Annotated in this window: 29 protein-coding genes, 1 tRNA gene and 3 pseudogenes; 24 read left to right on the plus strand and 9 right to left on the minus strand. The window is 68.7% G+C overall.

From position 1 onward, the window contains the following. Window positions 1-22: 22 nt before the first annotated feature. A complete protein-coding gene (locus MBEBAB_RS06575; RefSeq protein ID WP_045318984.1) occupies window positions 23-448 on the plus strand; it encodes an HK97 family phage prohead protease in 426 nt (141 codons plus the stop codon). Then, the gene (locus MBEBAB_RS06580; protein ID WP_021697164.1) at window positions 445-816 is read left to right on the plus strand and encodes a hypothetical protein; all 372 of its coding nucleotides are present in this window, start codon (window positions 445-447) and stop codon (window positions 814-816) included. Before MBEBAB_RS06575 ends, MBEBAB_RS06580 begins: the two co-directional genes overlap by 4 nt. A 24-nt stretch (window positions 817-840) precedes the next feature. Here the strand turns inward: MBEBAB_RS06580 and MBEBAB_RS06585 are convergent, their stop codons facing one another. Then, the gene (locus MBEBAB_RS06585; RefSeq protein WP_021697165.1) at window positions 841-1,065 is read right to left on the minus strand and encodes a hypothetical protein; all 225 of its coding nucleotides are present in this window, start codon (window positions 1,063-1,065) and stop codon (window positions 841-843) included. A gap of 13 nt (window positions 1,066-1,078) precedes the next feature. Then, window positions 1,079-1,309 (minus strand): hypothetical protein, encoded by a 231-nt coding sequence (locus tag MBEBAB_RS06590; protein ID WP_021697166.1) that lies wholly within the window; start codon window positions 1,307-1,309, stop codon window positions 1,079-1,081. A gap of 38 nt (window positions 1,310-1,347) precedes the next feature. Between MBEBAB_RS06590 and MBEBAB_RS06595 the strand changes: the two genes are divergently transcribed. Then, entirely contained in the window at window positions 1,348-1,698 is a 351-nt protein-coding gene (locus tag MBEBAB_RS06595; RefSeq protein ID WP_045318977.1) for a hypothetical protein, read from the plus strand. Between the two features lie 9 nt (window positions 1,699-1,707). Here MBEBAB_RS06595 and MBEBAB_RS06600 read toward each other — a convergent pair whose 3' ends face one another. The 3 genes from MBEBAB_RS06600 to MBEBAB_RS06610 form a co-directional block, all read right to left on the minus strand. Then, the gene (locus tag MBEBAB_RS06600; RefSeq protein WP_021697167.1) at window positions 1,708-2,073 is read right to left on the minus strand and encodes a hypothetical protein; all 366 of its coding nucleotides are present in this window, start codon (window positions 2,071-2,073) and stop codon (window positions 1,708-1,710) included. Between the two features lie 128 nt (window positions 2,074-2,201). Further along, complete coding sequence (locus MBEBAB_RS06605; RefSeq protein ID WP_021697168.1) at window positions 2,202-2,474, minus strand: hypothetical protein; 273 nt, start codon at window positions 2,472-2,474, stop codon at window positions 2,202-2,204. A 37-nt stretch (window positions 2,475-2,511) separates the two neighbouring features. Beyond that, window positions 2,512-2,844 carry a hypothetical protein gene (locus MBEBAB_RS06610; protein ID WP_148291457.1) on the minus strand — a complete coding sequence of 111 codons (333 nt, stop codon included), beginning with the start codon at window positions 2,842-2,844 and terminating at the stop codon, window positions 2,512-2,514. 149 nt (window positions 2,845-2,993) lie between these two features. On the opposite strand from MBEBAB_RS06610, the pseudogene MBEBAB_RS18620 reads away from it, so the two are divergent. From MBEBAB_RS18620 to MBEBAB_RS06625, 4 genes and pseudogenes are all read left to right on the plus strand, one after another. Continuing rightward, window positions 2,994-3,080: pseudogene (locus MBEBAB_RS18620) on the plus strand (hypothetical protein); the annotation flags it as partial. A 92-nt stretch (window positions 3,081-3,172) separates the two neighbouring features. Further along, window positions 3,173-4,105: a DnaJ C-terminal domain-containing protein gene (locus tag MBEBAB_RS06615; protein ID WP_021697171.1), complete on the plus strand. Its 933-nt coding sequence runs from the start codon at window positions 3,173-3,175 to the stop codon at window positions 4,103-4,105. Next, on the plus strand, window positions 4,102-5,259 hold the full coding sequence (locus MBEBAB_RS06620) for a phosphoserine transaminase (protein ID WP_045318985.1): 1,158 nt from the start codon (window positions 4,102-4,104) through the stop codon (window positions 5,257-5,259). Before MBEBAB_RS06615 ends, MBEBAB_RS06620 begins: the two co-directional genes overlap by 4 nt. A 108-nt stretch (window positions 5,260-5,367) precedes the next feature. Further along, a pseudogene (locus MBEBAB_RS06625) lies at window positions 5,368-6,658 on the plus strand (adenylosuccinate synthase). A 31-nt stretch (window positions 6,659-6,689) separates the two neighbouring features. Here MBEBAB_RS06625 and MBEBAB_RS06630 read toward each other — a convergent pair. Continuing rightward, window positions 6,690-7,055, minus strand: coding sequence for a four helix bundle protein (locus MBEBAB_RS06630; protein WP_021697174.1), 366 nt, complete (start codon window positions 7,053-7,055; stop codon window positions 6,690-6,692). Between the two features lie 107 nt (window positions 7,056-7,162). Here MBEBAB_RS06630 and MBEBAB_RS06635 point away from each other — a divergent pair, with 107 nt between their 5' ends. Beyond that, a complete protein-coding gene (locus MBEBAB_RS06635; RefSeq protein ID WP_021697175.1) occupies window positions 7,163-7,969 on the plus strand; it encodes a response regulator in 807 nt (268 codons plus the stop codon). Window positions 7,970-8,081: 112 nt separating this feature from the next. On the opposite strand, the gene MBEBAB_RS06640 is transcribed toward MBEBAB_RS06635, so the two are convergent. Continuing rightward, window positions 8,082-8,157, minus strand: a tRNA-Ala gene (locus MBEBAB_RS06640). A 118-nt stretch (window positions 8,158-8,275) separates the two neighbouring features. Next, entirely contained in the window at window positions 8,276-8,725 is a 450-nt protein-coding gene (locus MBEBAB_RS06645) for a TIGR02300 family protein (protein ID WP_021697176.1), read from the minus strand. 142 nt (window positions 8,726-8,867) lie between these two features. Here MBEBAB_RS06645 and aroA point away from each other — a divergent pair, with 142 nt between their 5' ends. The 6 genes and pseudogenes from aroA to mscL all read left to right on the plus strand — a co-directional run bounded on the left by aroA (window position 8,868) and on the right by mscL (window position 14,111). Then, the gene (aroA, locus tag MBEBAB_RS06650; RefSeq protein WP_162471532.1) at window positions 8,868-10,172 is read left to right on the plus strand and encodes a 3-phosphoshikimate 1-carboxyvinyltransferase; all 1,305 of its coding nucleotides are present in this window, start codon (window positions 8,868-8,870) and stop codon (window positions 10,170-10,172) included. Further along, a pseudogene (locus MBEBAB_RS06655) lies at window positions 10,169-10,818 on the plus strand ((d)CMP kinase). Before aroA ends, MBEBAB_RS06655 begins: the two are co-directional and overlap by 4 nt. A 161-nt stretch (window positions 10,819-10,979) precedes the next feature. Then, window positions 10,980-12,683, plus strand: coding sequence for a 30S ribosomal protein S1 (rpsA, locus tag MBEBAB_RS06660; RefSeq protein WP_045318979.1), 1,704 nt, complete (start codon window positions 10,980-10,982; stop codon window positions 12,681-12,683). A 204-nt stretch (window positions 12,684-12,887) separates the two neighbouring features. Continuing rightward, window positions 12,888-13,178, plus strand: a complete 291-nt coding sequence (locus tag MBEBAB_RS06665) for an integration host factor subunit beta (RefSeq protein ID WP_021697180.1) — start codon at window positions 12,888-12,890, stop codon at window positions 13,176-13,178. A 7-nt stretch (window positions 13,179-13,185) separates the two neighbouring features. After that, window positions 13,186-13,662 carry a GNAT family N-acetyltransferase gene (locus MBEBAB_RS06670; RefSeq protein WP_021697181.1) on the plus strand — a complete coding sequence of 159 codons (477 nt, stop codon included), beginning with the start codon at window positions 13,186-13,188 and terminating at the stop codon, window positions 13,660-13,662. 23 nt (window positions 13,663-13,685) lie between these two features. Further along, the gene (mscL, locus tag MBEBAB_RS06675) at window positions 13,686-14,111 is read left to right on the plus strand and encodes a large-conductance mechanosensitive channel protein MscL (RefSeq protein ID WP_021697182.1); all 426 of its coding nucleotides are present in this window, start codon (window positions 13,686-13,688) and stop codon (window positions 14,109-14,111) included. A gap of 7 nt (window positions 14,112-14,118) precedes the next feature. Here mscL and MBEBAB_RS06680 read toward each other — a convergent pair whose 3' ends face one another. Then, complete coding sequence (locus MBEBAB_RS06680; protein WP_021697183.1) at window positions 14,119-15,204, minus strand: GNAT family N-acetyltransferase; 1,086 nt, start codon at window positions 15,202-15,204, stop codon at window positions 14,119-14,121. Window positions 15,205-15,329: 125 nt separating this feature from the next. On the opposite strand from MBEBAB_RS06680, the gene MBEBAB_RS06685 reads away from it, so the two are divergent. From MBEBAB_RS06685 to gspF, 10 genes are all read left to right on the plus strand, one after another. Then, window positions 15,330-16,109 (plus strand): type II secretion system protein N, encoded by a 780-nt coding sequence (locus MBEBAB_RS06685; protein WP_021697184.1) that lies wholly within the window; start codon window positions 15,330-15,332, stop codon window positions 16,107-16,109. A gap of 420 nt (window positions 16,110-16,529) precedes the next feature. Next, window positions 16,530-17,714: a beta-helix domain-containing protein gene (locus MBEBAB_RS16130; RefSeq protein WP_021697185.1), complete on the plus strand. Its 1,185-nt coding sequence runs from the start codon at window positions 16,530-16,532 to the stop codon at window positions 17,712-17,714. Window positions 17,715-17,799: 85 nt separating this feature from the next. Further along, complete coding sequence (locus tag MBEBAB_RS17425; protein WP_242397112.1) at window positions 17,800-18,930, plus strand: TonB-dependent receptor plug domain-containing protein; 1,131 nt, start codon at window positions 17,800-17,802, stop codon at window positions 18,928-18,930. Between the two features lie 41 nt (window positions 18,931-18,971). Further along, a complete protein-coding gene (locus MBEBAB_RS17430) occupies window positions 18,972-20,408 on the plus strand; it encodes a TonB-dependent receptor domain-containing protein (protein WP_242397113.1) in 1,437 nt (478 codons plus the stop codon). A gap of 154 nt (window positions 20,409-20,562) precedes the next feature. Further along, window positions 20,563-21,393 carry a type II secretion system protein N gene (locus MBEBAB_RS06700; protein ID WP_052516759.1) on the plus strand — a complete coding sequence of 277 codons (831 nt, stop codon included), beginning with the start codon at window positions 20,563-20,565 and terminating at the stop codon, window positions 21,391-21,393. Continuing rightward, on the plus strand, window positions 21,390-21,590 hold the full coding sequence (locus MBEBAB_RS17435) for a hypothetical protein (protein ID WP_021697188.1): 201 nt from the start codon (window positions 21,390-21,392) through the stop codon (window positions 21,588-21,590). The genes MBEBAB_RS06700 and MBEBAB_RS17435 overlap by 4 nt, the downstream gene beginning before the upstream one ends. Beyond that, entirely contained in the window at window positions 21,572-21,859 is a 288-nt protein-coding gene (locus MBEBAB_RS18625) for a hypothetical protein (protein ID WP_373852884.1), read from the plus strand. The genes MBEBAB_RS17435 and MBEBAB_RS18625 overlap by 19 nt, the downstream gene beginning before the upstream one ends. Continuing rightward, window positions 21,751-23,463, plus strand: a complete 1,713-nt coding sequence (gspD, locus tag MBEBAB_RS06705) for a type II secretion system secretin GspD (protein WP_021697189.1) — start codon at window positions 21,751-21,753, stop codon at window positions 23,461-23,463. The genes MBEBAB_RS18625 and gspD overlap by 109 nt, the downstream gene beginning before the upstream one ends. 3 nt (window positions 23,464-23,466) lie before the next feature. Beyond that, complete coding sequence (gene gspE / locus MBEBAB_RS06710; protein ID WP_021697190.1) at window positions 23,467-24,951, plus strand: type II secretion system ATPase GspE; 1,485 nt, start codon at window positions 23,467-23,469, stop codon at window positions 24,949-24,951. Next, the gene (gene gspF / locus MBEBAB_RS06715; protein WP_021697191.1) at window positions 24,951-26,159 is read left to right on the plus strand and encodes a type II secretion system inner membrane protein GspF; all 1,209 of its coding nucleotides are present in this window, start codon (window positions 24,951-24,953) and stop codon (window positions 26,157-26,159) included. Before gspE ends, gspF begins: the two co-directional genes overlap by 1 nt. The last annotated feature ends 2 nt before the right edge of the window (window positions 26,160-26,161 follow it).

The following is a 26,161-nucleotide window of genomic DNA, read 5'->3' on the forward strand; positions in this document are numbered from 1 at the left end:
CACTGATCACTCGCCACTCCTCATCCAGGGCTACGCCTCGTTGTGGGGCGTGGCGGACCTGAACGGGGATGTGGTGGCGCGCGGGGCGTTCGCCGAGAGCCTCGCGCGTAGCGGGGCGGCGGGGGTGAAGATGCTGCACCAGCACGAGGCGCGGGCGCTGGTGGGGGTGTGGGACGAACTGCTTGAAGACGCGCGCGGGCTGTTCGTGGCCGGGCGCATCCTGGACTGGTCGCCCGAGGCGCGCTTCGCCGGGGCCCTGGCCCGGGCCGGGGCGCTGGATGGGCTGTCCATCGGGTTTCGGGCGGTGCGGGCTAGGAAGGACGGGCGGCTGCGGGTGCTCAGCGAAGTGGACCTGTGGGAGGTGTCGCTGGTGACGTTCCCGATGCTGCCGGGGGCGCGGTTTGGCTGTAGAACCGGCTGGGACCCCGAGGCATTGGAGAGACCATGACCATGACCAGGATCACGAGAAGCGGCGACTGCCGGAATTCGCCCAAGAACGCCTTCATGCAGGAGGTGGCGATCGGGCTTCTGACGGGTGCGGAAACGCTCGAAGCGAGCCTGGCCGAGACGGTGGTTCTGCGCCGCAACGGCCACGCGGACGTTACGGGTGCGGAGGCCGTCCGGACCTTGGCGGCGGACATGTTCCGCGATCACCATGACGTCCTGATCGTCCATCACGCCATCAGCCACGGCAAGGTGGGCGCGGCCAATTGCGTGGCTGTGAAGGGTGACGCGCGCACCGCCTTCGCGGTGGTGGTCGAGTTCGCCACGGCCAAGGCGGACCGTGTCGCCGTCATCGATCTTTACGGGGTCTAGACGCCGCCGGGGTGACCGCGCGTCTCAGGTTCCCTGATCTTCCTCGGGCGGCAGGGTGGTGGGCTCGGCCACGCCGGTTTCGCCGGCGTCGGGCGCCACGCCGTCCGCGTCGGCGACCGGGGCGCTGGTGTCCGGCATCATCTCGGCGACGTCCCGGCCGGCCGGGACAGGCTCTTCATTGCAGGCGGCGATCGCAAGGGCCGCGCCGGCGGCCAGGGCGATGGAAGCGAAACGAACGCGATTGGTCATGCTGATCCTCCGGTTACGGGAATTGAACCGGTGGGCGGGGGATGGGTTCCGGCTCAGGCCGCTCTATCTGTCTGAGCGTCCGGGCGGCCCACTGGCGCAGTTGGAGGGCCGCGAAGACCCCGCCGAGGACGGGAATGGCCGACCAGAGGGTCACGCCGGTGACGGCGAAGGCGGCGTTCCATGTGGTCTCGGCGAAGGCCGGCGCGAAGGTCGCGGTCGCCAGGATCGCGAACGCCAGAAGCACGAAGGGGAGGAAGGCATCGCTGATCCGGTCTTCGCCGCGTGCTCCGAGCGGGCGCCGATCAGGCGCATGAGCCGGTCGACGACGGTTCCGCGCCAGAGGGGGTAGTCCTCAACACCGGGCGGCTCGAGGAAATCCACTTCGTCGACGGATTCGACCCAGCCGTGGAGACGGTGAAGGGGGCTGTCGGACAGCCGACGCCGGGCGCGGATGCGCCGCAGGACGAACCGGAGCAGCCACAGGCCGACCAGGGCCGCGACAAGGACGATGACGGCCACCGGGACCCAGGAATCCAGGTCGGCCCGGGGGTGAATGGCGGGCAGGAAGAAGAACGGCCAGACGCGATGGCTATTGTGATCAACAGGCGGGTCAGGGCGAAGGCGTGGGGGTAGGATCGGGCGTCAGCCATCGGCGTGGGCCTTCGTGAGGCGAAGCAGCAGCCAGCGCAGCACGGTGAGGCCGATTACGGCGGGCACGAAGATGGCGAAGGCGGTATCGACGCCGAGGCCCGCCAGGCCCGGAATTCGCTCATTCAGGCCGAGGAAAAAGACGACGATGAAACCGACCACGGCGAAATCGAGGGCCATGAACAGGATGTTCAGCGGGAAGGGCAGGCGGGCGCTCTGAAGGCCTCCGGCCCGCTCAGGCGAATGGCGCTGTCCCCCCTTGAGGGCGAAGAGATCCTGCAGGTTGACCGGCGGCGGATCGGAGGTCGGCAAGGGGCCGGCGGGCTGCTGGATGGGATGCAGCGGGTTCGGCGTCGGCACGACGGGCGCAGGGGACGTGACCGCGACGGACTCCCCCTCCGGCGTGATGCGGAACAGGCCGCCGAAGGGGGCGGTGGCGAAGTCGATGGCGGAGGCGTCCTGACCGTAGGTCTCGGTTTCGAGCGCGGTCAGACGGCCATGCTCGATGACGGCGCGGAAGCGACGGGATCGGCGAGGCCGGCGATGTCGGCGTGGATGGTGCCGAGCCGGGCGTGGCCGGAGTCTATGGGCGCGGTGCGGGCGGGATCGACCTGGATGTGGGTGATGAAGCCCGCGCGGGTCTGGATGCGGTCCACCACGCGGGCGTCGGCGATCTGGCCCAGCAGCTCGGGCGCCTGCTCGACCGTCTCGTCGGCGATGGCGTCGAGGACGGCCAGTTCGAGGTCGGTGAAGTTAGGCATGGGCAGCTTGTGAGGTTGCAGGAAAGGCGCGAAGCGCTCACTCCGGACTCGTTTCCGTAGCAGCTTGTCGGCGGTTTCGGGTGCGCTCGTAGCCGAGCCGAACGATGGCGTTGACGAGCGCCAGGACCAAGGTCGCCAACAGCAGCCTTTCGGCGCCGACGGCGGCTCCCCAGGAGCCGATGACCGGAACGCTGGCCGCGAAACCGAACCATGTGCTCAGCCAGAGCAATCCGACCACAACCGTGACGAAGGCCATTGTGCGCAGGACCCAAAGGAAAGGGCCTGGCAGAGGCGGAGGCTCCGGGTCGCCGGGCTTTTGCTTTCCGAAAAGCAGATCGAGAAAGCGATCCCAAGGGGCGTCGGCTTTCATCTGAAGGCGCCTTCACGCGCGGCGCCGGAGCGGCGGAAGACTGAGTTTCGAAAATCCGACACGGGCGCCCCCAAAGCGTCTGAACGGACCGGCGGCGAGCCGGGTGACGAGGGTGCGGCTTGTCCCGCCCGTTTTCAACTGGAGACATGATGAAAGAGACCAAACAGGCCGCCGCCTCGCCCGAGGCGCGGGCGGCGATGCATGAGCTGATGGCGGCGTTCGAGGCGTTCAAGGCGGGTGCTTAACCCTTCTCAGTCCATCCCGCCCCTTTGCGCTTGCGCCCGCATGGCTTAACTGACGGCTTTGGCTTTATGGAGCAGGGTCGGACGTGGCGGGTGATCCCTACAAGGAACTGGGCGTGGCGCGGGGCGCCAGTCAGGACGATATCCGCAAGGCGTTCCGGAAGCTGGCCAAGGAATTCCATCCGGACAAGAACCCCGGCGACACGGCGGCCGAGGATCGGTTCAAGCGCATCACCGCCGCCTTCGACATTCTGGGCGACGAGGAGAAGCGCAAGAAATTTGACCGGGGCGAGATCGACGCGGACGGGCGCGAGCAGTTTCGCGGCTTCGGCGGCGGCGGCGGCGCGCGTCCGGGCGGCGGCTTCGGGCAGGGGGGCTTTGGTCAGGGGCCGGGCGCGGGCGGCGCCAGGGCCGGGTTCGAGGGCATCGATCTGGACGAACTGTTCGGCATGTTCGGCGGCGGCGCGGGCGCACGGCCGGGCGGCGGCCGCGGCGCGGCGCGCGGGCAGGACCTGAAGGCGACGCTGGACATCAGTCTTGAAGACGCGATCACCGGGGCGACCCGGCGCATCCAGTTCTCGGACGGGCGCACCCTGGACGTGACCATTCCCAAGGGCGCCGGCGACGGCCAGACCATCCGCCTGCGCGGACAGGGCATGCCGGGGCGTGGCGGCGAGGCCGGCGACGCCCTGATCGAGCTGAAGGTCCAGCCACACCCCCTTTATCGCCGCGAAGGCGCGGACCTGCACATGGACCTGCCGGTGTCGGTGCCCGACGCCGTGCTGGGCGGCAAGGTGACGGTGAAGACGCCGGACGGGGCGGTCAGCATGACCATTCCCAAGGCGTCCAACTCGGGCCAGGTGCTGCGGCTGAAGGGCAAGGGCGCGTTCGCGGGCGGCAAGCGCGGCGACCTGCTGGCGAAGCTGATGGTGACCTTGCCGGAGTATCAGGACCACAATCTGGTGAAATTCGCCGAGAAATGGCGGGCGGACCGGCCCTATGCGCCGGGCAAGGCATGATGACGGCGGGATCGAAGCCTTCCGTGAAGCCGGCGCGGCCGTGGTTCTCCGCCGGGCCGACCGCCAAGCGGCCGGGCTGGTCGCTGGCGGGCCTGCCCACCGATCTGCTGGGCCGGGGCATCCGGGCGCCCGAGGTGGTGGAGCGGTTCGCCTATGCCCTGCGGTTGACGCGCGAGGTGCTGCAGGTCCCGGATGACTATGTGGCCTGTTACCTGCCGGCGTCGGATACGGGGGCGGTGGAGGCGGCGCTGTGGGCCATGCTAGGGCAGCGGCCGGTGCAGGTGGTGGCCTTTGAGAATTTCGGCCTGACGTGGGCCGCGGACGTGCGCGACCACCTGAAGCTGGACCCGGAGGTCATCGAGGCGCCGTGGGGCGAGCTGCCGGACCTGTCGCGGGTCGATCCGGCGAAGGATGTGGTGTTTCCGTGGAACGGGACCACCTCGGGCGTGCGGGTTCCCAATGCCGACTTCATCAGCAATGAGCGCGAGGGGCTGAGCATCTGCGACGCCACCTCGGCGGCGTTCGCCATGCCGCTGGACTGGCCGAAGCTGGATGTGACGACCTTCTCGTTCCAGAAGGCGCTGGGCGGCGAGGCCGGGATCGGGGTGGCGGTGCTGTCGCCGCGGGCCGTGGCGCGGCTGGACACTTACCGGGCGCCCTGGCCCATCCCCAAGGTGCTGAGGCTGCAGGACGGCAAGGGGTTCGACCGGGCGCTGGCGACCGGGACCATGATCAACACCTTCTCGGTGATGACCATCGAGGACTGGATCGACGCCCTGGAGTGGGCGCAGGGCATCGGCGGGCTGGAGACGCTGATCGCACGGACGGACGCGAATTTCGCGGCGCTGAGCGACTGGGTGGAGCGGACCGACTGGATCGACTTCCTGGCCGTGCGGCCGGAAATCCGGTCGACGACGTCTGTGTGTCTGAAGTTCACGGACCCGCGGGTGACGGGCCTGCCGGCGGAGGACCAGCGCGCCTTCGTGAAGCGGTTCAAGGACCTGCTGGAAGACGAGGGCGCGGTGTTCGACATGGAGCCGCACCGCAATGCGCCGCCGGGGCTGAGGCTGTGGTGCGGGTGCACGGTGGAGAGGGCTGACGTGGAAGCCGCGACGCCGTGGCTGGATTGGGCGTTCGGGGAAGCGCTGCGCTGAGCCTGCGTCGAGGGTTCGGCTGCCTGCCACGAAATGGGCAGGAGAGGGGGACACGGAGCGATTCCCCCGGTATAGCGTGCTCCCGCAATTCCAGCGGAGTGTAATGTCTTGGCGAACGTCGCGGTGGTCGGCGCCCAGTGGGGTGACGAGGGCAAGGGCAAGATCGTCGACTGGCTGTCGAACCGGGCCGATGTGGTGGTGCGGTTCCAGGGCGGTCACAACGCCGGCCATACGCTGGTGGTGGGCGACAAGGTCTACAAGCTGAGCCTGCTGCCCTCGGGCGTGGTGCAGCAGAAGCCGTCGGTGATCGGCAACGGCGTGGTGGTGGACCCCTGGGCCCTGCTGGACGAGATCGGCCGCATCGAGGCGCAGGGGGTGTCGATCACCCCGGAGATCCTGAGCCTGGCGGACAACGCCTGCCTGATCCTGCCGCTGCACAAGGACCTGGACCAGGCGCGCGAGGCGCAGGCGGGCAAGACCAAGATCGGCACCACCGGGCGGGGCATCGGCCCGGCCTATGAGGACAAGGCCGGGCGGCGCGCGATCCGCGTGGGGGACCTGTCGGACCCCGAGGCGCTGGACGCCAAGATCGAGCGTTTGCTGGCCCACCATAACGCCCTGAGGAAAGGGCTGGACCTGCCGGAAGTGGACGTGGCCGGGCTGAAGGCCGCCCTGCTGGAGGTGGCGCCCAAGGTGCTGATCTATGCGGGGCAGCCGGTGTGGCGGACGCTGGATCGGTTCTACCGCGAGGGCAAACGCATCCTGTTCGAGGGCGCCCAGGGCACCCTGCTGGACGTGGATCACGGCACCTATCCCTATGTGACCTCGTCGAACACGGTGGCGGGACAGGCGGCGGCGGGCTCGGGCCTGGGGCCGCGTTCGGTGGGCTATGTGCTGGGCATCGTGAAGGCCTACACCACCCGGGTGGGCGAGGGGCCGTTCCCGACCGAGCTGTTCGACCCGGTGGGCGAGCGCATCGCCGACCGGGGCCGTGAGTTCGGCACGGTGACGGGCCGGGCGCGGCGCTGCGGCTGGTTCGACGCGGTGCTGGTGCGGCAGTCCATCGCCGTGAACGGCATCCACGGCATCGCCCTCACCAAATTGGATGTTCTGGACGGATTTGATGAGCTGAAGATCTGCACCGGCTACCGGATCGGCGACCGGGAGCTGGATTACCTGCGGCCGGCATGAAGGATCAGGCGGGCGTGCAGCCGGTCTACGAGACGCTGGAAGGCTGGAGCGAGAGCACCCAGGCGCCCGGTCGTGGAAGGACCTGCCCGCCGCGGCGATCAAATATGTGCGCCGGATCGAAGAGCTGATCGAGGCGCCGGTGGCCCTGCTGTCCACCAGCCCCGAGCGGGACGACACGATTTTGATGCGGGACCCGTTCGAGGGTTAGGTTCCAGGCGCCAGGCGCCAGGTGCTAGGCGCTAGGTTTTAGGGGCGAGCTTGCTGCGGAGGGCGGTGAGCATTCGGCCAACTTCCTCAGCGCTGTTCAGCACGGCTTCGCACTTGTCACGAGGCGCGAGGTCCAGGTTGCGGGCCAGGAGCAAGAAGGTCTCCAACTCGGCCAGCGAGCCTTTCGCGATACTGATGAAGTGAGCGTAGTCCTTACGCGTGCCGCGTCCGTGACCTTCGGCGATGTTGGCCGGGACGGATGTCGCAGCGCGGATCAATTGGGCGGTGATCCGATACTCTTCCTGTTTCGGCAGCAGACGTGTCAGACGATAGACGTCGGCCGCCAACTCCATGCCCTTTTGCCAGACGATGAGGTCGCGATAGGATCGCACCTGCATGATGCCGTCCTCCCTAAGCCCTGGCCCCTGGAACCTAACACCTCGCTTCAGCGTCAAGGCGATCTTTACCCAAAGTGGGTAACCAAGATCGTTCGCCGGAGTCGCCCGTGTTCACCACTGACGCAAAAAGCCTGGCCAGGATGGCCCCCACGCTGAAACGTGTGCTGATCGTCGATCCCAATGCGACGGCGGCGAAGCTGCTGGTCGAGAGTCTGAAGGGGCTGGGCGTGGGCGTGGTGGTGCACCGGGGCGAGGGCCGGGCGGCCCTGGATGTGTGCCGCGAATTCGAGCCCACCCTGATCTTCACCGAGTACAAGGGCCCGAATCTGGACGGGGAGGCCTTCGCCAAGGCGGTGCGGCGCTCCAATCTGGTCTGCCGCAAGGTTCCGATCATCATGATCACGGCCGAGGCCACGGCCGCCAGCATTCTGGGCGCGCGGGACTCCGGCGTGCACGAGTTCCTGAGAAAGCCCTTCACCTCCGGCGACCTGACCAAGCGGGTCGAGGTGGTGTCCCTGAAGCCGCGCAACTGGATCGAGGCGGTGGGCTATGTGGGCCCCGACCGTCGGCGCTTCAACTCGGGCGAATATTCCGGGCCGAGAAAGCGCAAGGCGGACGCGCCGAAGGGCGCCGGAGCCGAGGCGGCGGCCAAGGACCAGGCCATGCGGATTCTGGCGTCGGCCCACAAACAGTTCGACAGCGACCCCATGCAGGCCCTGCGCGCCATCCGCGAACAGGCCTCGATCCTGAAGGCCATCGCCATGAAGGCGTCGGATACGCCGCTGGTGATCGCGACATCGGGCCTGGAGCGGGCGCTGGCGGCGAGCCAGCCGACCCGGGAGCTCCTGGCCGAGCCGGTTCAGGCGGTGGTCGCCCTGGCGGCGCCCGAGACGCGCGCCGAACTGGCCGCCTGACCTGGACGCCGTGACGCGCCCGCAGGCGCTGTCCGTGCGGCCGTAGCGGCCTTTCGCTCCAGCATCATCCCGGAAATGGAAAACCCCCCGCCGGGTTTCGGCGAGGGGTTTATGGTGGAGCTAAGCGGAGTCGAACCGCTGACCTCTTGAATGCCATTCAAGCGCTCTACCAACTGAGCTATAGCCCCGAAACTTTCGGGTCGGTCCTCGCCGCCGCCATCGGGATGGGGTCGGTGAAGGCGGCGGAACCTATGTCAGGCCGATAGGGCGATCAAGCCCTTCAGCCGCCTATTTTTTCATCCCGATTCAGTCGTCGTCCTTCTTGGCGCTTTTCGTGATTTCCTCGTCGATGGAATCGTCGTCCTCGTCCTCGATGAAGGGCACGGAATCATCGTCGTCGTCGGAGATGTCGTCATCGTCGTCGCCGTCACTGACCTTGAGGCCGGCGTCGTCGCTGGTGTCGTCGTCATCGTCGTCCGGCGTCAGGATGGGCTCGTCGCCGCCCTGGTCGATCTCGGGGGCGGTGACTTCCTCCTCCTCGTCCTCATCGGCGTCGGCGGGCTTGGCCTTGACCTGATCCTCTTCGGTCTCGTCGGCGAAGGGCGCACGGCCCTTGCCGCGTCGAGCCTTGACGGCTTCCTCCGGGTCGAACTCGGTGTCGCATTTGGGACAGTGGGCCGGGCGGCGGTTCAGGTCGTAGAACTTCGCCTGGCAGTTCGGGCAGAGTTGCTTCGCGCCCAGTTCGGGATTGGCCAAGGTTCGAGCCTTACGGTTGGTCGATTTGAATTCGGGCGGCTCCCTTGCCACCACCGGAGGCCGCTGTCAAAAGCGGATTCCGCGCCAGGCGCATCTGATTGCAATTCGACCCACGGAATCGCGGGTGACATTCTCTGAAATTCTGACCGCGCGCCGCTCGCGCGCGCTGACCGGCGCCGTGCGTGCGCCGGGCGACAAGTCCATGTCCCACAGGGCCCTGATGCTGGGCGGCCTGGCGATGGGCGACACCACCATCGAGGGCCTGCTGGAAGGCGACGACATCCTGGCCACTGCCCGGGCGGTCGAAGCGTTCGGCGCACTTGTGCAGCGAACCGGCGACGGCGCCTGGCGGGTCGAAGGGCGGGGCGGCTACCAGACGCCGTCCGGCGTCATCGACTGCGGCAACGCCGGAACCGGGGTGCGCCTGTTGATGGGCGTGGCGGCCGGGTTCGATCTGTCCGTCACCTTCGATGGCGACGCCTCGCTGAGAAAGCGGCCCATGAAGCGGGTCACCGGCCCGCTGTCGGACATGGGCGCTCGTTTTGACTGGGGCGGGGCGGAGGACCGGCTGCCCCTGACGCTGCACGGCGGCGGTCTGAAGGGCATGGTCTATCGCCAGACCGTGGCCTCGGCCCAGGTGAAGTCGGCCATCCTGCTGGCGGGGCTGAATGCGGCGGGTGAGACGGCGGTGATCGAGCCGGAGCCCAGCCGCGACCACACCGAGCGCATGCTGCGGGCCTTTGGAGCGGTGGTTTACGTGTCCGAGACCGGGGAGGGGCGCGTGGCGCGACTGCAGGGTGGGCAGCGACTGACGGGGACCCATGTGGCGGTGCCGGGCGATCCGTCCTCGGCCGCCTTTCCGCTGGCGGCGGGGCTGATCGTTCCGGGCTCGGTGGTGACGGTCGAGGGGGTGATGCTGAATCCCCTGCGCACCGGCCTGTTCCAGACCTGGATCGAGATGGGCGCGGATCTGACCATCGCCAACCGGCGCATGGCGGGCGGCGAGGAGGTCGGCGACGTCACCGCGCGGCATTCGGCTTTGAAGGGGATCACGGTCCCGACCGAGCGGGCGGCCTCCATGATCGACGAATATCCGATCCTGTCGGCCACGGCGGCCTATGCGGAAGGCGCGACCGTGATGCGTGGCATCGGCGAGATGCGGGTCAAGGAAAGCGACCGGATTTCGCTCATGGCCGCCGGATTGGCCGCGTGCGGGGTCAAGGTTGAGGAAGAGCCGGAGGGCTTCATCGTCACCGGCAGTCCGTGCGTGCAGGGCGGCGCCACCGTGCGCACGGCCCACGACCACCGCATCGCCATGAGCCATCTGGTGCTGGGGCTGAACAGCGAAGAGCCGGTCGCGGTGGATGATCCCGGCATGATCGCCACCAGCTTTCCGGGGTTCGTGGAGTTGATGCAGGGACTGGGGGCCTCTATCGAGCCCCGATGACCCCCTCCCTCATCATCGCCGTCGACGGCCCGGCCGCCTCGGGCAAGGGCTCCATCGCCTCGCGCCTGGCGGCCCATTACGGCCTGCCGCACCTGGATACAGGGCTGCTATACCGCGCCACCGGGCTGAAGGTCCTGGCGGCGGGGGATGATCTGGCGACGCCGAGGCCGCGACGCGGGCGGCCGGGAGCGTCACGCCGGGCGACCTGATCGACGAAGCGGCCCTGACCAGCCGGGGGGCGGGCGAGGCGGCCAGCCGCGTGGCGTCCCACCCCGGGGTGCGTGCGGCGCTGCTGAAGCTGCAGCAGGATTTCGCCAGGCAGGCGGGCGGGGCGGTTCTGGACGGACGCGACATTGGCACGGTGATCGCGCCGGACGCGCCGGTGAAGCTGTTCGTGACGGCCAGACCCGAGACGCGGGCGCACCGCCGCTGGCTGCAGCTGACGGGGCGGGGCGAGGCCATCGCCTTCGACGACATGCTGGCCGACATCATCCGGCGGGACGAGCGCGACGCCGGACGCGGCGCGGCCCCCATGGTCATGGCCGACGACGCGGTCTTGCTGGACACCACCGAAATGGATATAGAGGCCGCCTTCGATGCGGCCCGCCGCGTCGTCGAGGCGGCGCGCGTCCGGCACGGGTTCTAGAACCCCGCGGACAAATCCAACGCACCGGTCCCTCGACGAGCCGCGGGCGTTCAGGCCGGTTTTTCATGCCGCCCGCATCGCCACTGCCTGACATCTCCTTTCAACCGCCGCGCGGATTCCGTTCGCGCGCCAAACTCTTTTTCAGAAACAACACCAACCTCATGACCGACACACTCACCCCCACCCGCGACGATTTCGCCGCCCTTCTGGACGAACAGCTTTCCGGCCGTGATCTCGGCGAAGGCCAGGTCGTCCATGGCCGCGTCGTCGGCATCGAAAAGGACATCGTCATCGTCGATGTCGGCCTGAAGACCGAAGGCCGCATCGCCATGCGCGAGTTCGGCCAGGGCGACGGCGCCGACCTGCCCAAGGTGGGCGACAACGTCGAGGTCTATCTGGAGCGCGTCGAGAACGCGCTGGGCGAAGCGGTCATCAGCCGCGACAAGGCCCGCCGCGAGGAAGCCTGGACCCGTCTGGAAGGCGTGTTCGCCGATGAGCAGCCGGTCATGGGCGCCATCGTCGGCCGCGTGAAGGGCGGCTTCACCGTCGATCTGGGCGGCGCCTCGGCGTTCCTGCCCGGTTCGCAGGTGGACATCCGTCCCGTGCGCGACGTCGGCCCGCTGATGGGCAAGGAGCAGCCCTTCGCGATCCTGAAGATGGACCGTCCGCGCGGCAACATCGTCGTCTCGCGTCGCGCCATCCTGGAAGAAGCCCGCGCCGAGCAGCGCACCGAGCTGGTCGGCCAGCTGGCCGAGGGCGAAGTCCGCGACGGCGTGGTCAAGAACATCACCGACTACGGCGCGTTCGTGGATCTGGGCGGCATCGACGGCCTGCTGCACGTCACCGACATGAGCTGGAAGCGCGTGTCCCACCCGTCGCAGGTCCTGGCCGTGGGCGACACGGTCAAGGTGCAGATCATCAAGATCAACCCGGACACCCAGCGCATCAGCCTCGGCATGAAGCAGCTGCAGGCCGACCCGTGGGAAGGCGTCGAGGCCAAGTACCCGGCCGGCGCCAAGATGACGGGCCGCATCACCAACATCACCGACTACGGAGCCTTCGTGGAGCTGGAGGCCGGCGTCGAGGGCCTGGTGCACGTCTCGGAAATGTCCTGGACCAAGAAGAACGTCCATCCGGGCAAGATCGTCTCCACCTCGCAGGAAGTGGATGTGGTCGTCCTGGACGTGGACAGCGCCAAGCGCCGCATCTCGCTGGGCCTGAAGCAGGCCCAGAACAACCCGTGGGAAGCCTTCGTCGAAGCCCACCCGATCGGCTCGACCGTCGAGGGCGAAGTCAAGAACGCCACCGAGTTCGGCCTGTTCGTGGGCCTGGACAACGACATCGACGGCATGGTGCACCTGTCCGATCTGGACTGGAACGTCTCCGGCGAGGAAGCCATCCAGCGCTACCACAAGGGCGAGACCATCAAGGCCAAGGTGCTGGACGTGGACATCGAGAAGGAGCGCGTCTCCCTGGGCGTCAAGCAACTGGGCGGCGACCCCATGGAAGGCGACACCTACCGCAAGGGTCAGCAGATCACCGTCACCGTGACGGCGATCGAGAGCGGCGGCATCGAGGTCAAGTTCGGCGAGGATGACACCCCGGTTTCGGCCTTCATCCGGAAGTCCGACCTGTCGCGCGACCGCGCCGAGCAGCGCCCCGAGCGCTACGCCGTGGGTGACCGCGCCGACGCCATGATCACCTCCGTGGACAAGGCCACCCGCCGCGTCTCGGTGTCGATCAAGGCGCTGGAGATGAAGGACGAGAAGGAAGCCATCGATCAGTTCGGGTCCTCGGACTCCGGCGCGTCGCTGGGTGACATCCTGGGCGCGGCCCTGCGCGAGAAGGCCGGCTCCAAGGAGTAGGCCTTCGCCCCATCGAAGACGGATCAGGCGGCCGGGGCGACCCGGCCGCCTTTTTCACATCCATTGAAGATTAAGGACGAATTCGCGTCTGAATCGCGTGTGGGGCTTTATTCGCAGGGCCAAGGATGGCTAAGGTCGGGGCTTAGATGTCGCCCGGACGCGCGCCGGGGGCCGGGAACATCACATGGCGGGGGCCGATCACCGATGATCAAGTCGCAGCTCATCGAAAAGCTGGCCGCGGAAAACACCCACCTCACCCAGGCGGAGGTTGAGCGGGTGGTGAACATCGTGCTGGACCGGATGATCGACGCCATGAGCGGCGGAGGCCGGGTTGAGCTGCGCGGTTTCGGCGCTTTTTCGGTGCGTTCGCGGCCGGCCCGGGCGGGCCGCAACCCGCGCACGGGCGAGGCGGTGGAGGTGCCGGCCAAGTCTGTGCCCTTCTTCAAGAGCGGCAAGGAGCTTCGCGAGCGGCTCAACGCCTCGGGCGACGCCTGAATACGTCATGGACAGCCGCTGGCGCATCGCCCCGGCCGATTTCGAAGATCTCCGCCTGCTGGATCTGCTGCGGCTTCACCTGGAGGCCATGCGGCGGTGGTCGCCGCCTGACAGCGTGCATGCGCTGGACCTGTCGGGGCTCCAGGCGCCGGGGGTCACCCTGTTCGCCCTGTGGGAGGGCGAGACCCTGCTGGCCATGGGCGCGCTCAAGACCAGCCGTGACGGCGTCGGCGAGATCAAGTCCATGCGCACCCATCCGGATCATCTCGGGCGCGGCGCCGGGCGCGCCATGCTGGAGCATCTGATCGCCGAGGCCGCGCAGCTGGAATGCAGGTGCGTGAGCCTGGAAACCGGATCGGGCGAGGCGTTCGAACCGGCGCTGAACCTGTACCGCCGGCGCGGGTTCAGGAACGGACCGGCCTTCGGCGACTATGAAGCGACCGATTTCAACCAGTTTCTCCATCTCGACCTGACGCCCGGCTGAGGCGTCGCAAGCAGGAGCAAGGCATGGGCCTCATCAAGGAATTCCGCGAGTTCGCCGTTCGCGGCAATGTGGTGGATCTGGCCGTCGGCATCATCATCGGGGCGGCCTTCAGTGGCATCGTCCAGGCCCTGGTCAACGGGGTGATCATGCCGCCGGTCGGCCTTCTGTTCGGCGGCGTCGATTTCGCCGAGTTGAAGTGGGTGCTGGTCCCGGAGAACCCGGCCACCGAGGCGGTGGAGGAGGTGGCGATCCAGTACGGGGCCTTCGTCAACACCGTGGTTCAGTTCGTGATCGTGGCCTTCGCGGTCTTCCTGCTGGTGAAGGGGATCAACGGCATGCGGCGCAAGCAGGCGGCCGAGCCGACGCCCGAGACGCCCCCGGCGCCCACGCCCACCGAGGCGCTGCTGGCCGAGATTCGCGACGAACTGAAGGCGCGGCCCAGAGTCTGATCCGGATTCAGGCCGCAGGGACCGGGCGCAGGCAGAAGCTGTAGTCGCCGTCGAAGGGAGTCGGCGACCAGCCCGCCCGCATCCGCGCGGCATGTTCGGGGGCGAAGCGGGCGTGGCCATGGCCCCAGCCGCCCTCGCGACGGGCGCGGCGCGCCAACGGCCCGAGGGCCTCCAGCATGTCCGGCGAGACCACCTGGAGCCGCACCTTGGCCGCGCCCAGACGCCGCGCATTGGCGATCAGTGCGCCGGTCAGGACGCCGGCCGCATCAGGCTCGTCCTTCAGGGTGACAAGGTCGATGATGTCCAGGACCGGCGGCTCCAGGCGGCTCATCTTGGCCATCTGCGCCAACAGCCAGCCGGTGACAGCGCCGTCCCGGCGGTAGGCCAGCAGGATGGGCGGCAGGGTTCCGTCCGGCTCGCCCAATCTCCAGCGCAGGGTTTCGGCGCTGCGGTCGGCGAGCACGCGGCCTTCGGATCTGAGTCGGGACCAGAACAGACTCCAGTCGTCATCGAACCCGTCCAGGGGGGTCACCTGCGGGGGCAATCTCAGCGCCGGGTTTCGGCCGAGACGGCGGTTCATCAGACGTTCGGGACCGGGCCTGCCGCTGAGATCCGGCGCCAGCCTGCGGATGACCCCGGCGCCGGCGGCGGCCATCGGATCGATCATCCATGTCAGCTTCAACGCATGGGCGCCCTCCGGCCAGGGGGACAGACCATGCCGACGGTAGAGCGGCGCCGACAGGGCGTTGGCGTTCAGGGTGTAGAACAGCGCCACGTCCGTCCGGTTCATGATCCTGCGGATGAGACGTCCCGCCACGCCCTTCAGTTCCGGCGGCACGATGATGGAATAGCCGGAGACGCCCAGGACCGGCTGGTCGCCGATCCAGAACCGCTGTGGAAACTGGCCCACGAAGGCGGCGCGTCCCGCCTCGTCCTCCGCCAGCCAGCCGATGGGAAAGTCGGCAGGGCGCGCCGGGTTGGCGGCCAGCCAGCGCCAGCCCTCGGCAGAGCGCGCGGGCCAGTCCACCGCGCTGTGCAGGGCGTCGACGACGGGGGCGTCGGCGGGCGTGAAGGGGCGGAGATGCAGTGACATGACAGGCCGGCAAGTTCCAGGACCCCAGCATCGCGACCAAAACTTTTGATATGATGACCGCCGAAGCGGAGCCTGGGCCCGTCCGTGCACGCATGACTGTCATGATCCCGGACTAGGTTCCGGCCATGTTCGCCCTGCCCCTGTTTCGTCGACCCGTCAGCCGGGCTCAAGCCGCGACCGAGGTCGTTCTGGCCGTGCTTCTGGCGTTGCAGCCGGTGCTCTGGGCCTGGACGCTCGGCGGAGCAGGGCGAGGGCAGACGGAGGCGGCGGCCCTGACGATCGGGCCGGCGCCTGCGGCGCATGCGCACCCCGGGGACGACCCCTTCTTCGGAACTGTGGGCGATGCCGCCCCCCTGACGCCGCACACTCTCTACGCCGTGCGCGCGGGCGCACGGGCCGGCGCGATCATTGCCGGGCCGGACGGCGTGCAGAAGGCCGTCCGCGTCGGCGAGACGGTCAGCGAGGGCGTCGTACTGGCCGCCGTGGCCACGGATCATGTGGTGCTGGGCCATGGCCGGACCCGGACACGGCTCGACTTCCCGGCGGCGCCGCCCGCAGCGAACCCCGGCCCGGCGCAACCCGTCATGGCCGCGACGGGTCAGGCCGCGGCGGGCCAGGCCACAGCGGGTCCGGGCGCTGCCGATCCCGCCACCTACGCCACGGCCCTGCGGCCGGTCTCCGCCAACGGCGCCGACGGCTATGTGTGGAGGCCGGGAACCGACGGCGGCGTTCTGGCGGCCGCGCGGCTGAGACCGGGTGATGTGATCCTGCGCATCAACGGCACGCCCTTTGATCGTTCCGAACGGCTGGAGGAGCTGGCGGCGGACATCGCCGCCGGACACGCGGTCGATCTTGAATACCGACGGAATGGCTCGGTGTTTTCAATTCGATACACGCCGGAATAAGTACAGCAGAAATATAAATAATGATCCGGGTTCTGATCATGACAAGATATGGCGAAATTACTGTCATCTGATCATTGCAAACCTTCACTAATCCCATGCTCCGAGTTGCGGGGGCGTCGGCATGGTGCGCGGCGGGCCTGCTTTCACGCGCAACGAGGGGACTCCCATGTCACGTACCTACAAGATCCTTATGGCCGGCGCCGCTGCGCTCGCCCTGGCGTCCTGCGGCTCGGCCGAGGTGGCCTCGCCCGGTGAGGGCGGCTTCGGCGGCGGTGGAACCGGCGGCGGCGGCGGCGGCGGCGGTGGCGGTGGCGGCGGAACCGGAGCCGCGGCGGACTGCCGACCGGCTTCGACAACGTCGGCGTCATCAACAATCTGCGCAACTGCCAGCTGCCCGCGAAGGTCGTCGGGAACCTGGTGGTGCCGCTGCGCGCCGGCACCATCTATTCGCTGGGCGGCCGTACGGACGTGGGCGACGACCAGGGCGCCAACCCCGCCGCCCCGATCGCCGGCGCCCAGGACGGCACCCTGACCATCGAGGCGGGCGTGACGATCTTCGGCTCCAGCGGCGCTGACTTCATCGTCGTTAATCGCGGCTCGCAGATCTTCGCCGAAGGCACCGCCACGGCGCCGATCATCTTCACCAGCCGCCAGAACATCGAAGGCACCTCCGGTCCGGACTCCATCGGACAGTGGGGCGGCCTGGTCATCCTGGGCCGCGCGCCCATCGCCGCCTGTCCCGGGGGCGTGACCCCGCCGAACCTGGCCTGTGAAGCCCAAGTGGAAGGCACCAGCGCCTTCTACGGCGGCAACACCGTGGCCGACAACTCGGGCCGCCTGCGCTATGTGCGCGTCCAGTTCCCGGGCTTCGAAGTGCTGCCCGGCAACGAGCTGAACGGCATCACCCTGGCCGGCGTCGGCAACGGCACCGTGATGGAGTACATCCAGGTCCACAACTCGTCCGACGACGGCATCGAGCCGTTCGGCGGCACGGTGAACCTGCGCTACGTCGTCCTGACCGGCAACGACGATGACAGCTTCGACACCGACACCGGCTATCGCGGTTCGGCCCAGTTCATGATCATCCGCCAGCGGGCTTCGGGCGGCGACCGCATGTTCGAATCGTCCTCGGCCGGCAACCAGGCCCTGTTCACCCGTCCGCGCATCTCGAACGTGACCGCCATCGGCCGCCCCAATGGCGGCGACGCGATCATCCTGAACAGCGGCCATTCCATGCAGATGTACAACTCGGTCCTGACCGGGTCGGCCGCCTGCCTGGACATCGACGACGCCGCCACGGTGGCCAATGGCCCGACTTTCAACTCGATCCACTTCAGCTGCCCGATCGCCTTCCGCGACGACACCAACGTCACGGCCGCCGAGGCCGCGGCCATCTTCAACGCCGGGTCGAACAACACCGCCAACGGAACCTCGACCCTGAACGGTTTCGTCAACGGCACGAACGAGAACGCCGTGACCGCCACGCCGGTCAACTCGGTCAGCGCCTTCCTGCAGAACGTCGATTACATCGGCGCCGTCCGCGACAGCAACGACAACTGGTGGCGGGGCTGGACCTGCGGCCTGGAGAGCGGCTCGACCTGCTGATCCGAGCCCAAGGAGACGAGCGGCGGCCTTTCGCGGGCCGCCGCTCATTCCCGTTTCGTCGACATCTCAAAGGCGCAAGAAGACCATGACCCGCATCATCCACACCCTGAGCGGGCTTCTGCTCGCCACAACGGCCCTGGCCGCGCCGCATGTCGCGCTGGCCCAGGTCGCCGAAACCGAACAGCCCGAAGTCACCTCGGTCGAGGAGATCGTCGTGCTGGGCCGCTATATCCCCGAGCCCATGAGGGCGACCTCCGAAATCTCGGCCTTCGTCACGGCCGAGGATCTGGAGCGCACGGGTGACTCCAACGCCGCCGACGCCCTGGTTCGCGTCGCTGGCCTGACCGTGGCCGAAAACCGCTTCGTCTACGTCCGCGGCCTGGGCGAGCGCTATTCGGCGGCGCGCCTGAACGGCTCGCCCCTGCCCAGCCCCGAGCCGCTGCAGCGGGTCGTGCCGCTGGATCTGTTTCCGGCCTCTATCCTGCGCAGCGTCGCCGTGCAGAAAACCTATTCGCCCAACTATCCCGGCGAGTTCGGCGGCGGCATCATCGACCTGTACACCGTCGCCACCCCTGACGTGCCGTTCTTCAACTTCGGCGTCAGCATGGGCGGCAACACCGAGACCACCCTCCAGGACGGCCTGATCTATTACGGTTCGCGCAGCGACTTCACCGGCTTCGACGACGGCACCCGCGACCTGCCGGGCCGTCTTCGCGCCGCCATGGCCACGGGCAACCGGGTGGTCCAGGGCGCCAATTTCACGGCCGAAGAGATCCAGCGCATCGGCTGGGATTTCGTCAACGCGCCGCTGAACCTGCTGCAGATGGAAGACAACATCCAGCCGGACTTCGGCTTCGACGTCTCGGCCGGCCGCTCCTTCGACATGGACTCCGGCGCCCGCTTCGGCGTCATCGGCGTGCTGGGCTACAGCAACGAGTGGCGCACCCAGAACGGCGTTCAGGGCGAAGGCCGCGTGGACGTCGACACCTTGTCGGCCACCCGCCAGTACGACTTCATGTCCACCGACAACAACATCGGCTGGGACGGCCTGCTGGGGCTCAGCTTCGAGACCGCGGATCACCTGATCCAGTGGACGAACCTGTATGTGCGCCGCACCACCAAGGAGACCCGCTCGCGCGAGGCTTCGACTTCGACGCGCCGGGCAACAATCTGGTTCGCGATGACTACACCGCCTGGTACGTGCGCACCCTGCTGAACACCCAGCTGGCCGGTGAGCACACCTTCGGCGACCTGGGCGTGAACTGGCGCGGCGCCTGGGCCCGTTCGACCCGGGATGCGCCCTACGAGAAGACCATCCGTTACTCCATCGGTGATGACGGCGTGGCCTTCCACGAAGGCCAGCGCAACTCGACGTCCTTCAGCGAATTGACCGACGACGTGGTCAGCGGCGGCATCGATCTGAGCTACGATGTGGCCCTGTCCAACTTGCGCGACATGACCTTTACGGTCGGTGCGGAAACCTACGAGAACACCCGCGAGGCGGAGCAGCGCATCTTCTCGTTCCAGGGCTCGGGCCTGTCGCCCGAGTTCCAGCGCCAGCGGGTCGATTTCTTCTTCGCCGACTTCAACCAGGGCCCCGGCTTGATCCGGCTCGTGGAGACCACCGGCGGCGGCGGCGCGGCGGCCTATGACGCCGAGCTGACCGTCAACGCGGCCTACGCCCAGGTCGAGGCGGACATCCTGCCGCTGGTCAGCGGCTCGGTGGGCGTGCGCTACGAGGAAGCCGAGCAGACCGTCGTCTCGCGCGACCTGTTCGGCGGCGTCACGCCGTTCCAGCCGACCGTGCTGGAGAACGAATACTGGCTGCCGGCCGCGACTCTCACCTGGAACTTCGCCGAGGACATGCAGTTCCGTTTCGGCGCCTCCCAGACCATCGGCCGGCCCCAGTTCCGTGAGCTGGCGCCGCAGCAGTACCTGGACCCGGACAGCGATCGCCTGTTCATCGGCAACCCGTTCCTGACAGACAGCGAGCTGCTGAACCTGGACCTTCGCTATGAATGGTACTTCCAGCGCGACCAGTATGTGACCGCCGGCCTGTTCTACAAGGACATCGACCGTCCGGTGGAATCGGTCATCAACGACACCGGTTCCGTGACCCAGCAGACCTATCTGAACGCTCCCGGCGCCGAGCTCTGGGGCATCGAGCTGGACGTGAAGAAGTACTTCGACAGCCCCATGACCGGCGCCTTCTGGGACGGCAAGCGCTGGCTGGTCCAGGCCAACTACACCTATGTCCAGTCCGAACTGCGGGTCGGGGCGGATGACGAGGTCTTCCCCCTGTCCGGCAACGGCACGTCTCAACCGGCGACGAACTTCTTCACTGACGGGGCGCGTCTGCAGGGTCAGTCCGAGCACCTGGCCAACCTGCAGTTCGGTTGGGAGGACGACATCGTCGGCTCCCAGGCGACCATCCTGGTCAACTACGCCTCGGAACGGTCGTCCGCACGCGGCCGCCCCGGCGAGCCGGACCTGATCCAGGAGCCGGGCGTCATGCTGGACTTCGTCTATCGCCGCGACTTCGGGGCGTTCGGACGGGATTTCAGCTTTGGACTGGAACTGCGCAATCTATTGAACACCGAGTTCCAGGAGTACCAGGAACTGGGCCAGCGCGTGGACATCAACCGTTACGACCTGGGCGCCTCCGGCTCGATCAGCCTGAGCACCAGTTTCTGATGAAGGCCGGCGGGGTGGTTCGCCGCCCCGCTGGATCGTCCGTGAACCCGGCGATCGTCACACGATTGTCGCCATTGCGTCATCGTCCCGAGCGGGCTTCGCGCCCCTTCGCCGCGCTAATCAAGCGGCCGAAGCGACCCGGGGGCGACCGTCCGTGTTCCAACTGATTGACAGACTCAACGCGGCGCGGCTCCCCACGGGGGCCGCGTTCGCAGTTCCGGGCGGCGCCCGGGGTCTGACCGAGGCCGTGCTGGCGGGCCTGCTGGCTCTTCCGGCCGCCGCCCTTCTGTGGATGGTGGTCACCCCCGCCGGCCCATTCGGCGCCGCGCCTTCCCGCGCGTCCGCCACGCCGGACGTCTCCGTCCTGGCCCGCATCGACGGCTTCTTCCGCACCGGCGCCCCGTCCAGCCTGGCCGAGGCCACGGCGGCCAACAGCGGCTCGCTGCGCCTGTTCGGCGTGCGCGCGGGCGGGGCAGGGGGCGGCTCGGCCATCATCGGCCTGTCCGACGGCCGTCAGGTCTCGGTCGCCGTGGGCGAGGAGATCGAGCCGGGTCTCAGGCTGGAGAGCGTTGCGTCCGACCATGCCGTGGTGGCGCGCGGCGCCTCGCGCACCCGCCTGGCCTTCAGCGAGGCCCCGGCCGGCGCTGCGCCGCCGCCGCCGCCGCCTTCGAGTCAGCAGGTCATCGCGCCGACGACCCCGGCCGCGTCTGGCGACCCCATGCAGCTCCTGAGTTCCGGCGTCCTCGCCCCCCATGTGGTGGACGAGCGCATCACCGGCTTCGTCGTCACCCCGGCGGGCGCCGGACCGGCCGCCGAGGCGGGCCTGCTACCCGGCGACGTCATCCAGGCCGTCAACGGCCAGGCGCTGGACAGCGTTTCCAGCCTGCCGCGCATCGCCGCCGGGCTGGCGGGGGCCGAGTCTCTCCACATCCGCTACGAACGCGGCGGCGAAGTCCGCGCCGCCACCCTGAGGATCGCTCAATGACCGCTGGCGCCAACCGCATCCTGGCCATGGTGGCCGCCGCCGTGATCGGCGCCTCGGGCCCGCTGGGCGCCGTCGCGCCCGCACTCGCGCAATCCAGCCCGCGCCAGACCCTGAACGTTCAGGCGCGGACATCCGCGCCTTTATCCAGGACATCGCCCGCACCACCGGGCACACCTTCATCGTCGATCCCCGCGTGACCGGGACCGTGACGGTGACCAGCGACCGGGCGCTGAGCCGCTCCGAACTGTTCGAGGTCTTCCTGTCCACCCTGCGGGCCAACGGTCTGGTGGTGTCGCCCACCGGGTCGGGAGCCTATCGCGTGTCCCCGGCCGAGGCGCCGCACAGGGGCCATCCACCGTGGGCTCCGAACGCTTCGCCACGGAGGTGTTCCAGATCGCCAACATCGACGCGGCCTCGGCCGCCGAGGTGGTGCGTCCGCTGGTGGGCGCGCAGGGCCAGGTGCTGACCAATCCGCGCGGCAACACCCTGGTGGTGGCGGACTTCGTCGACAACCTGCGCCGCATCCGCAGCTTGATCAGCCAGATCGACGTGGACCGCTCCGCCTATGAGGTGGTCACCCTGAGGAACTCCTCGGCCCGCGAGATCGCCCGGGTGGTGAACGAGGTGCTGACGCCCCCCGGCGGCGGTTCGCCCGGCATGGTCAGCGTCGTCCCGGTGGAGAGCTCCAACTCCATCGTGCTGCGCGGCGACCCGGCGGCCGTGGCCCGCATCCGCCCGCTGGTGGATGATCTGGACCGCCGCGCCGAGTCCGCCGACGACGTGCGGGTGGTGTTCCTGGAGCACGCCGACGCGGAACAGCTCCTTCCCGTCCTGCAACAGATGACCGGCCAGATCTCGCGGCCTCTGGACGGGGCGGCCAGCGCGCCTGCCGAGGGCGACAACGCCGCTCCGGCCTCAGCCGCCACGCCCGGCGCCCGCGCCAACATCGCCCGCTTCCCCGGGGCCAACGCCCTGGTCATCGCCGCCGCGCCGGAAACCCAGCGCATGCTGTCCGAGGTGATCCGTCAGTTGGACACCCGTCGTCAGCAGGTGCTGGTGGAAGCCATCGTGGTGGAGGTCTCCGATGACGCCGCCCGGGCGCTGGGCGTGCAATGGGCGCTGGCCGGCCGGGACGGCAACCCCCTGCTCGCCACCAACTACTCCAACACCTCACCCAACATCCTTCCCATTCTGGGCGGCATCGCCGGCGAGCGCGAACTGGACGAGGACGATCCGCTGCTGGAGGACCTGCGCGGGGCGGCGCTGAACTCCCTGCTGGGCGCCAACGGCGTCATCGGCATGGGCGGCGGGACCATCGGCTCGGACGGGTTGTTCGGCGCCATCATCAACGCCGTGCGCAGCGACGAGGGCTCGAACCTGCTGTCGACCCCGTCGCTGATGACTCTCGACAACGAGGAAGCCACCATCCTGGTGGGTCAGGAAGTCCCGGTGGTGGTCGGAGAAGTGCTGGGCTCCAACAACACCAATCCGTTCCGCACGACCCAGCGTCAGGACATCGGCGTCAAGCTGGAGGTGCGGCCCCAGATCAATGCGGGCGGCGCCATCACCCTGTTCCTGCGTCAGGAGGTGTCCAGCATCAACGGGGTGCTGACCGCCGGGGCCAGCGATCTTGTTCTGAACAAGCGCGAGATCGAGACCACCGTGCTGGTGGACGACGGCCAGATCGCCGTGCTGGGCGGCCTGCTGGACCAGAACGAGCGGCTGTCGGTCCAGAGCGTGCCGGGCCTGGGCGACATTCCGGTGATCGGCGCCCTGTTCCGCTCCACGGCCCGCGAGCGCGGCCAGACGAATCTGATGGTCTTCATCCGGCCCACCATCATCCGCAGCCCCGGCGACGCCGCCCGCGTGGGCGCCGAGCGCTGGGACTACATGCGGGGGCGCCAGATCGACCGCGATCCGACCGTGGAGCCGTCGCTGGACATGCTGATCCGCGACTACATGGGCGGCTATCGCCCCGCCGCACCGGTTGCGGGCGGCGAGGTGATCTCGCCCGCCGGCATGGCTCCCGGCCCGGTTGAAGGCGCGCCCCTGCCGCCGCCCGAGGGTTGATCCATGATCACCCTGATCAATCCGACCCTGCCCTACGCCTTCGCCAAGCGGCATGGGGTGGTGCTGCTGGATGCGGGCGAGACGGCGCTGGTCGGGGTGCGGGACGGCGCCGATCCGCTGGCGCTTGTGGAGGCGCGCCGCGCGCTGGGCCGGCCCCTGCGCATCGAGCGGCTGACCGCCTCGGGCTTTGACCGCCGCCTGTCGGAAATCTACGCCGACGACCCGTTCTCGGGCGGCGAGCCGGGCGAGTTCGACATGCCCTCGGGGCTGGACGGGCTGATCGACGACATGCCCGCCGCCGCCGACCTGCTGGACGTCACCGACGACGCCCCGGTGATCCGCCTGATCAACGGCGTGATCGCCGAGGCCGTGCGCTCCGGGGCCTCGGACATCCACATCGAGCCCTATGAGCAGGCCCTGCTGATCCGCATGCGGGTGGACGGGGTGCTGCATGAGGCCCTGCGCCTGAACAGCCGCATCACCCCGCTGCTGGTGTCGCGCATCAAGGTCATGGCGCGGCTGGACATCGCCGAAAAGCGCGTGCCCCAGGACGGGCGGATCCCCCTGGCCCTGGGCGGCAAGACGCTTGACGTGCGGGTCTCGACCCTGCCGTCGCGGGCCGGCGAACGGGTGGTGCTGCGCATCCTGGACAAGGATCAGGCGGGGCTGAGTCTGATCGAGCTCGGCATGGATGAGCACACGCTGGAGGCCTTCAGCCAGGCCCTGGCCGAGCCCAACGGCGTGATTCTGGTCACCGGCCCAACCGGTTCGGGCAAGACCACCAGCCTGTACGCTGGGCTGTCGGTGCTGAACGACGCCAGCCGCAACATCCTCACCGTCGAGGACCCGGTGGAATACGCCATCGACGGCGTCGGACAGACCCAGGTCAACACCAAGGTCGGCATGACCTTCGCGGCGGGCCTGCGCGCCATCCTGCGTCAGGACCCGGACGTGGTCATGGTCGGCGAAATCCGCGACGTGGAGACCGCCCAGATCGCGGTGCAGGCCGCCCTGACCGGGCACCTGGTGCTGTCCACCGTCCACACCAACGATGCGGCGGGCGCCGTGACCCGCCTGCGCGACATGGGCATCGAGCCGTTCCTGCTGGCTTCCACACTGCGCCTGATCGTGGCCCAGCGGCTGGTGCGCCGCCTGTGCCCCGACTGCCGCCGCCCCGAGCCGGCCGACAAGGCCACCGCCAAATTGGCGGGGATCAAGGAAGGCAAGACCATCTGGCGCGCCGCCGGCTGCGCCCACTGCAACCAGACCGGCTATCAGGGCCGCGTCGGCATCTATGAGACCATCCGCGTCACCGACGCCGTGCGCCGCCTGATCGCCGAGGAAGCGGGTGAGGAGGCCATCACCACCGCAGCCCTCGGCAAGAAGTCCAGCCTCTCGGGCCGCGCTCGGACCCTGGTGCTCGAGGGCGTGACCACGGTGGAGGAATCGGTCCGCGTCACCCGCCAGTCGGTCGAGGACCCCGACTGATGGCCGCGTTTGACTATGTGGCGGTAGACCCGAAAGGCCGGACCCTGAAGGGCGTGGTCAGCGCGCCGGACGAGGCGGCCGCGCGCAATGTGCTGGATCGCCGCCGCCTGATGCCGCTGGAGCTGTCTGTTTCATCGGCCCGGCCCAACCGTGAAACCAAAGCGGGCGGGGGTCGTCTGGGCTCCAAGACCCTGGCCCTGACCACCCGCCAGCTGGCGACCTTGGTCGCCGTCTCGCCGGTGGAGGAGGCGGTGCGCACCATCGCCCTGCAGAGCGAGCGGCCCGCCGTGCGCCGGGTGCTGATGGGCGTGCACACCGGGGTGCTGGAAGGCTTCCGCCTGTCCGAGGCCATGCAGCGTCAGGGCCCGGCCTTCCCGCCCCTGTACCGGGCCATGGTGTCGGCGGGCGAAAGCTCGGGCGCCCTGGGTCCGATCCTCGAACGCATGGCCGATCTGCTGGAGCGCGAACAACAGGTGCGCGGCAAGGTCATCACCGCCCTGGTCTATCCCATCGTGCTGGCGGTGGTGGCCATCGGCGTCATCGCCGCCCTGATGGCCTTCGTGGTGCCCCGGGTGGTGGAGCAGTTCACCAGCATGAACCAGACCCTGCCCCTGCTGACGCGGGTGGTGATCGCGATCTCCAGCCTGATCACCGACTGGGGCTGGCTGGTGCTGATCCTTCTGGTGGCGGGAGGCGTGCTGTTCGCGGCGGGCCTGCGCCAGCCCGCCTTCCGCCTGAAGGTGGACGGGCTGATGCTGAAGCTGCCGGTGATCGGGCGGCTGATGCGCGACCTGCACGGGGCGCGCATGGCCCGGACCCTGTCCACCATGATCGCGGCCGGCCTGCCGGTTCTGGAGGGCCTGACCATCACCGCGCGCACCGTCTCCAACCGTGTGCTGCGCGCCGCCACCGAGTCCATGGCCGAGTCCGTGCGCGAGGGCGGCGGGCTGTCGGCCGCCATGCGCCGGGCCGAGGTCTTTCCGCCCATCCTCGTCTACATGACCGCCTCGGGCGAAAGCAGCGGGCGGCTGGAGCCCATGCTGGAACGCGCCGCTGATTACCTTGAGCGCGAGTTCGCCACCTTCACCGCCGTGATGCTGAGCCTGCTGGAGCCGGCCATCATCGTGGTCATGGGCGGGATCGTCGCCGTGATCGTGCTGTCGATCCTGCTGCCCATTCTTCAGATCAACACCCTGGCCCTCGGATAAGC

Source organism: Brevundimonas abyssalis TAR-001 (assembly GCF_000466985.1).
In the GTDB taxonomy this organism is placed as follows: Bacteria; Pseudomonadota; Alphaproteobacteria; order Caulobacterales; family Caulobacteraceae; genus Brevundimonas; species Brevundimonas abyssalis.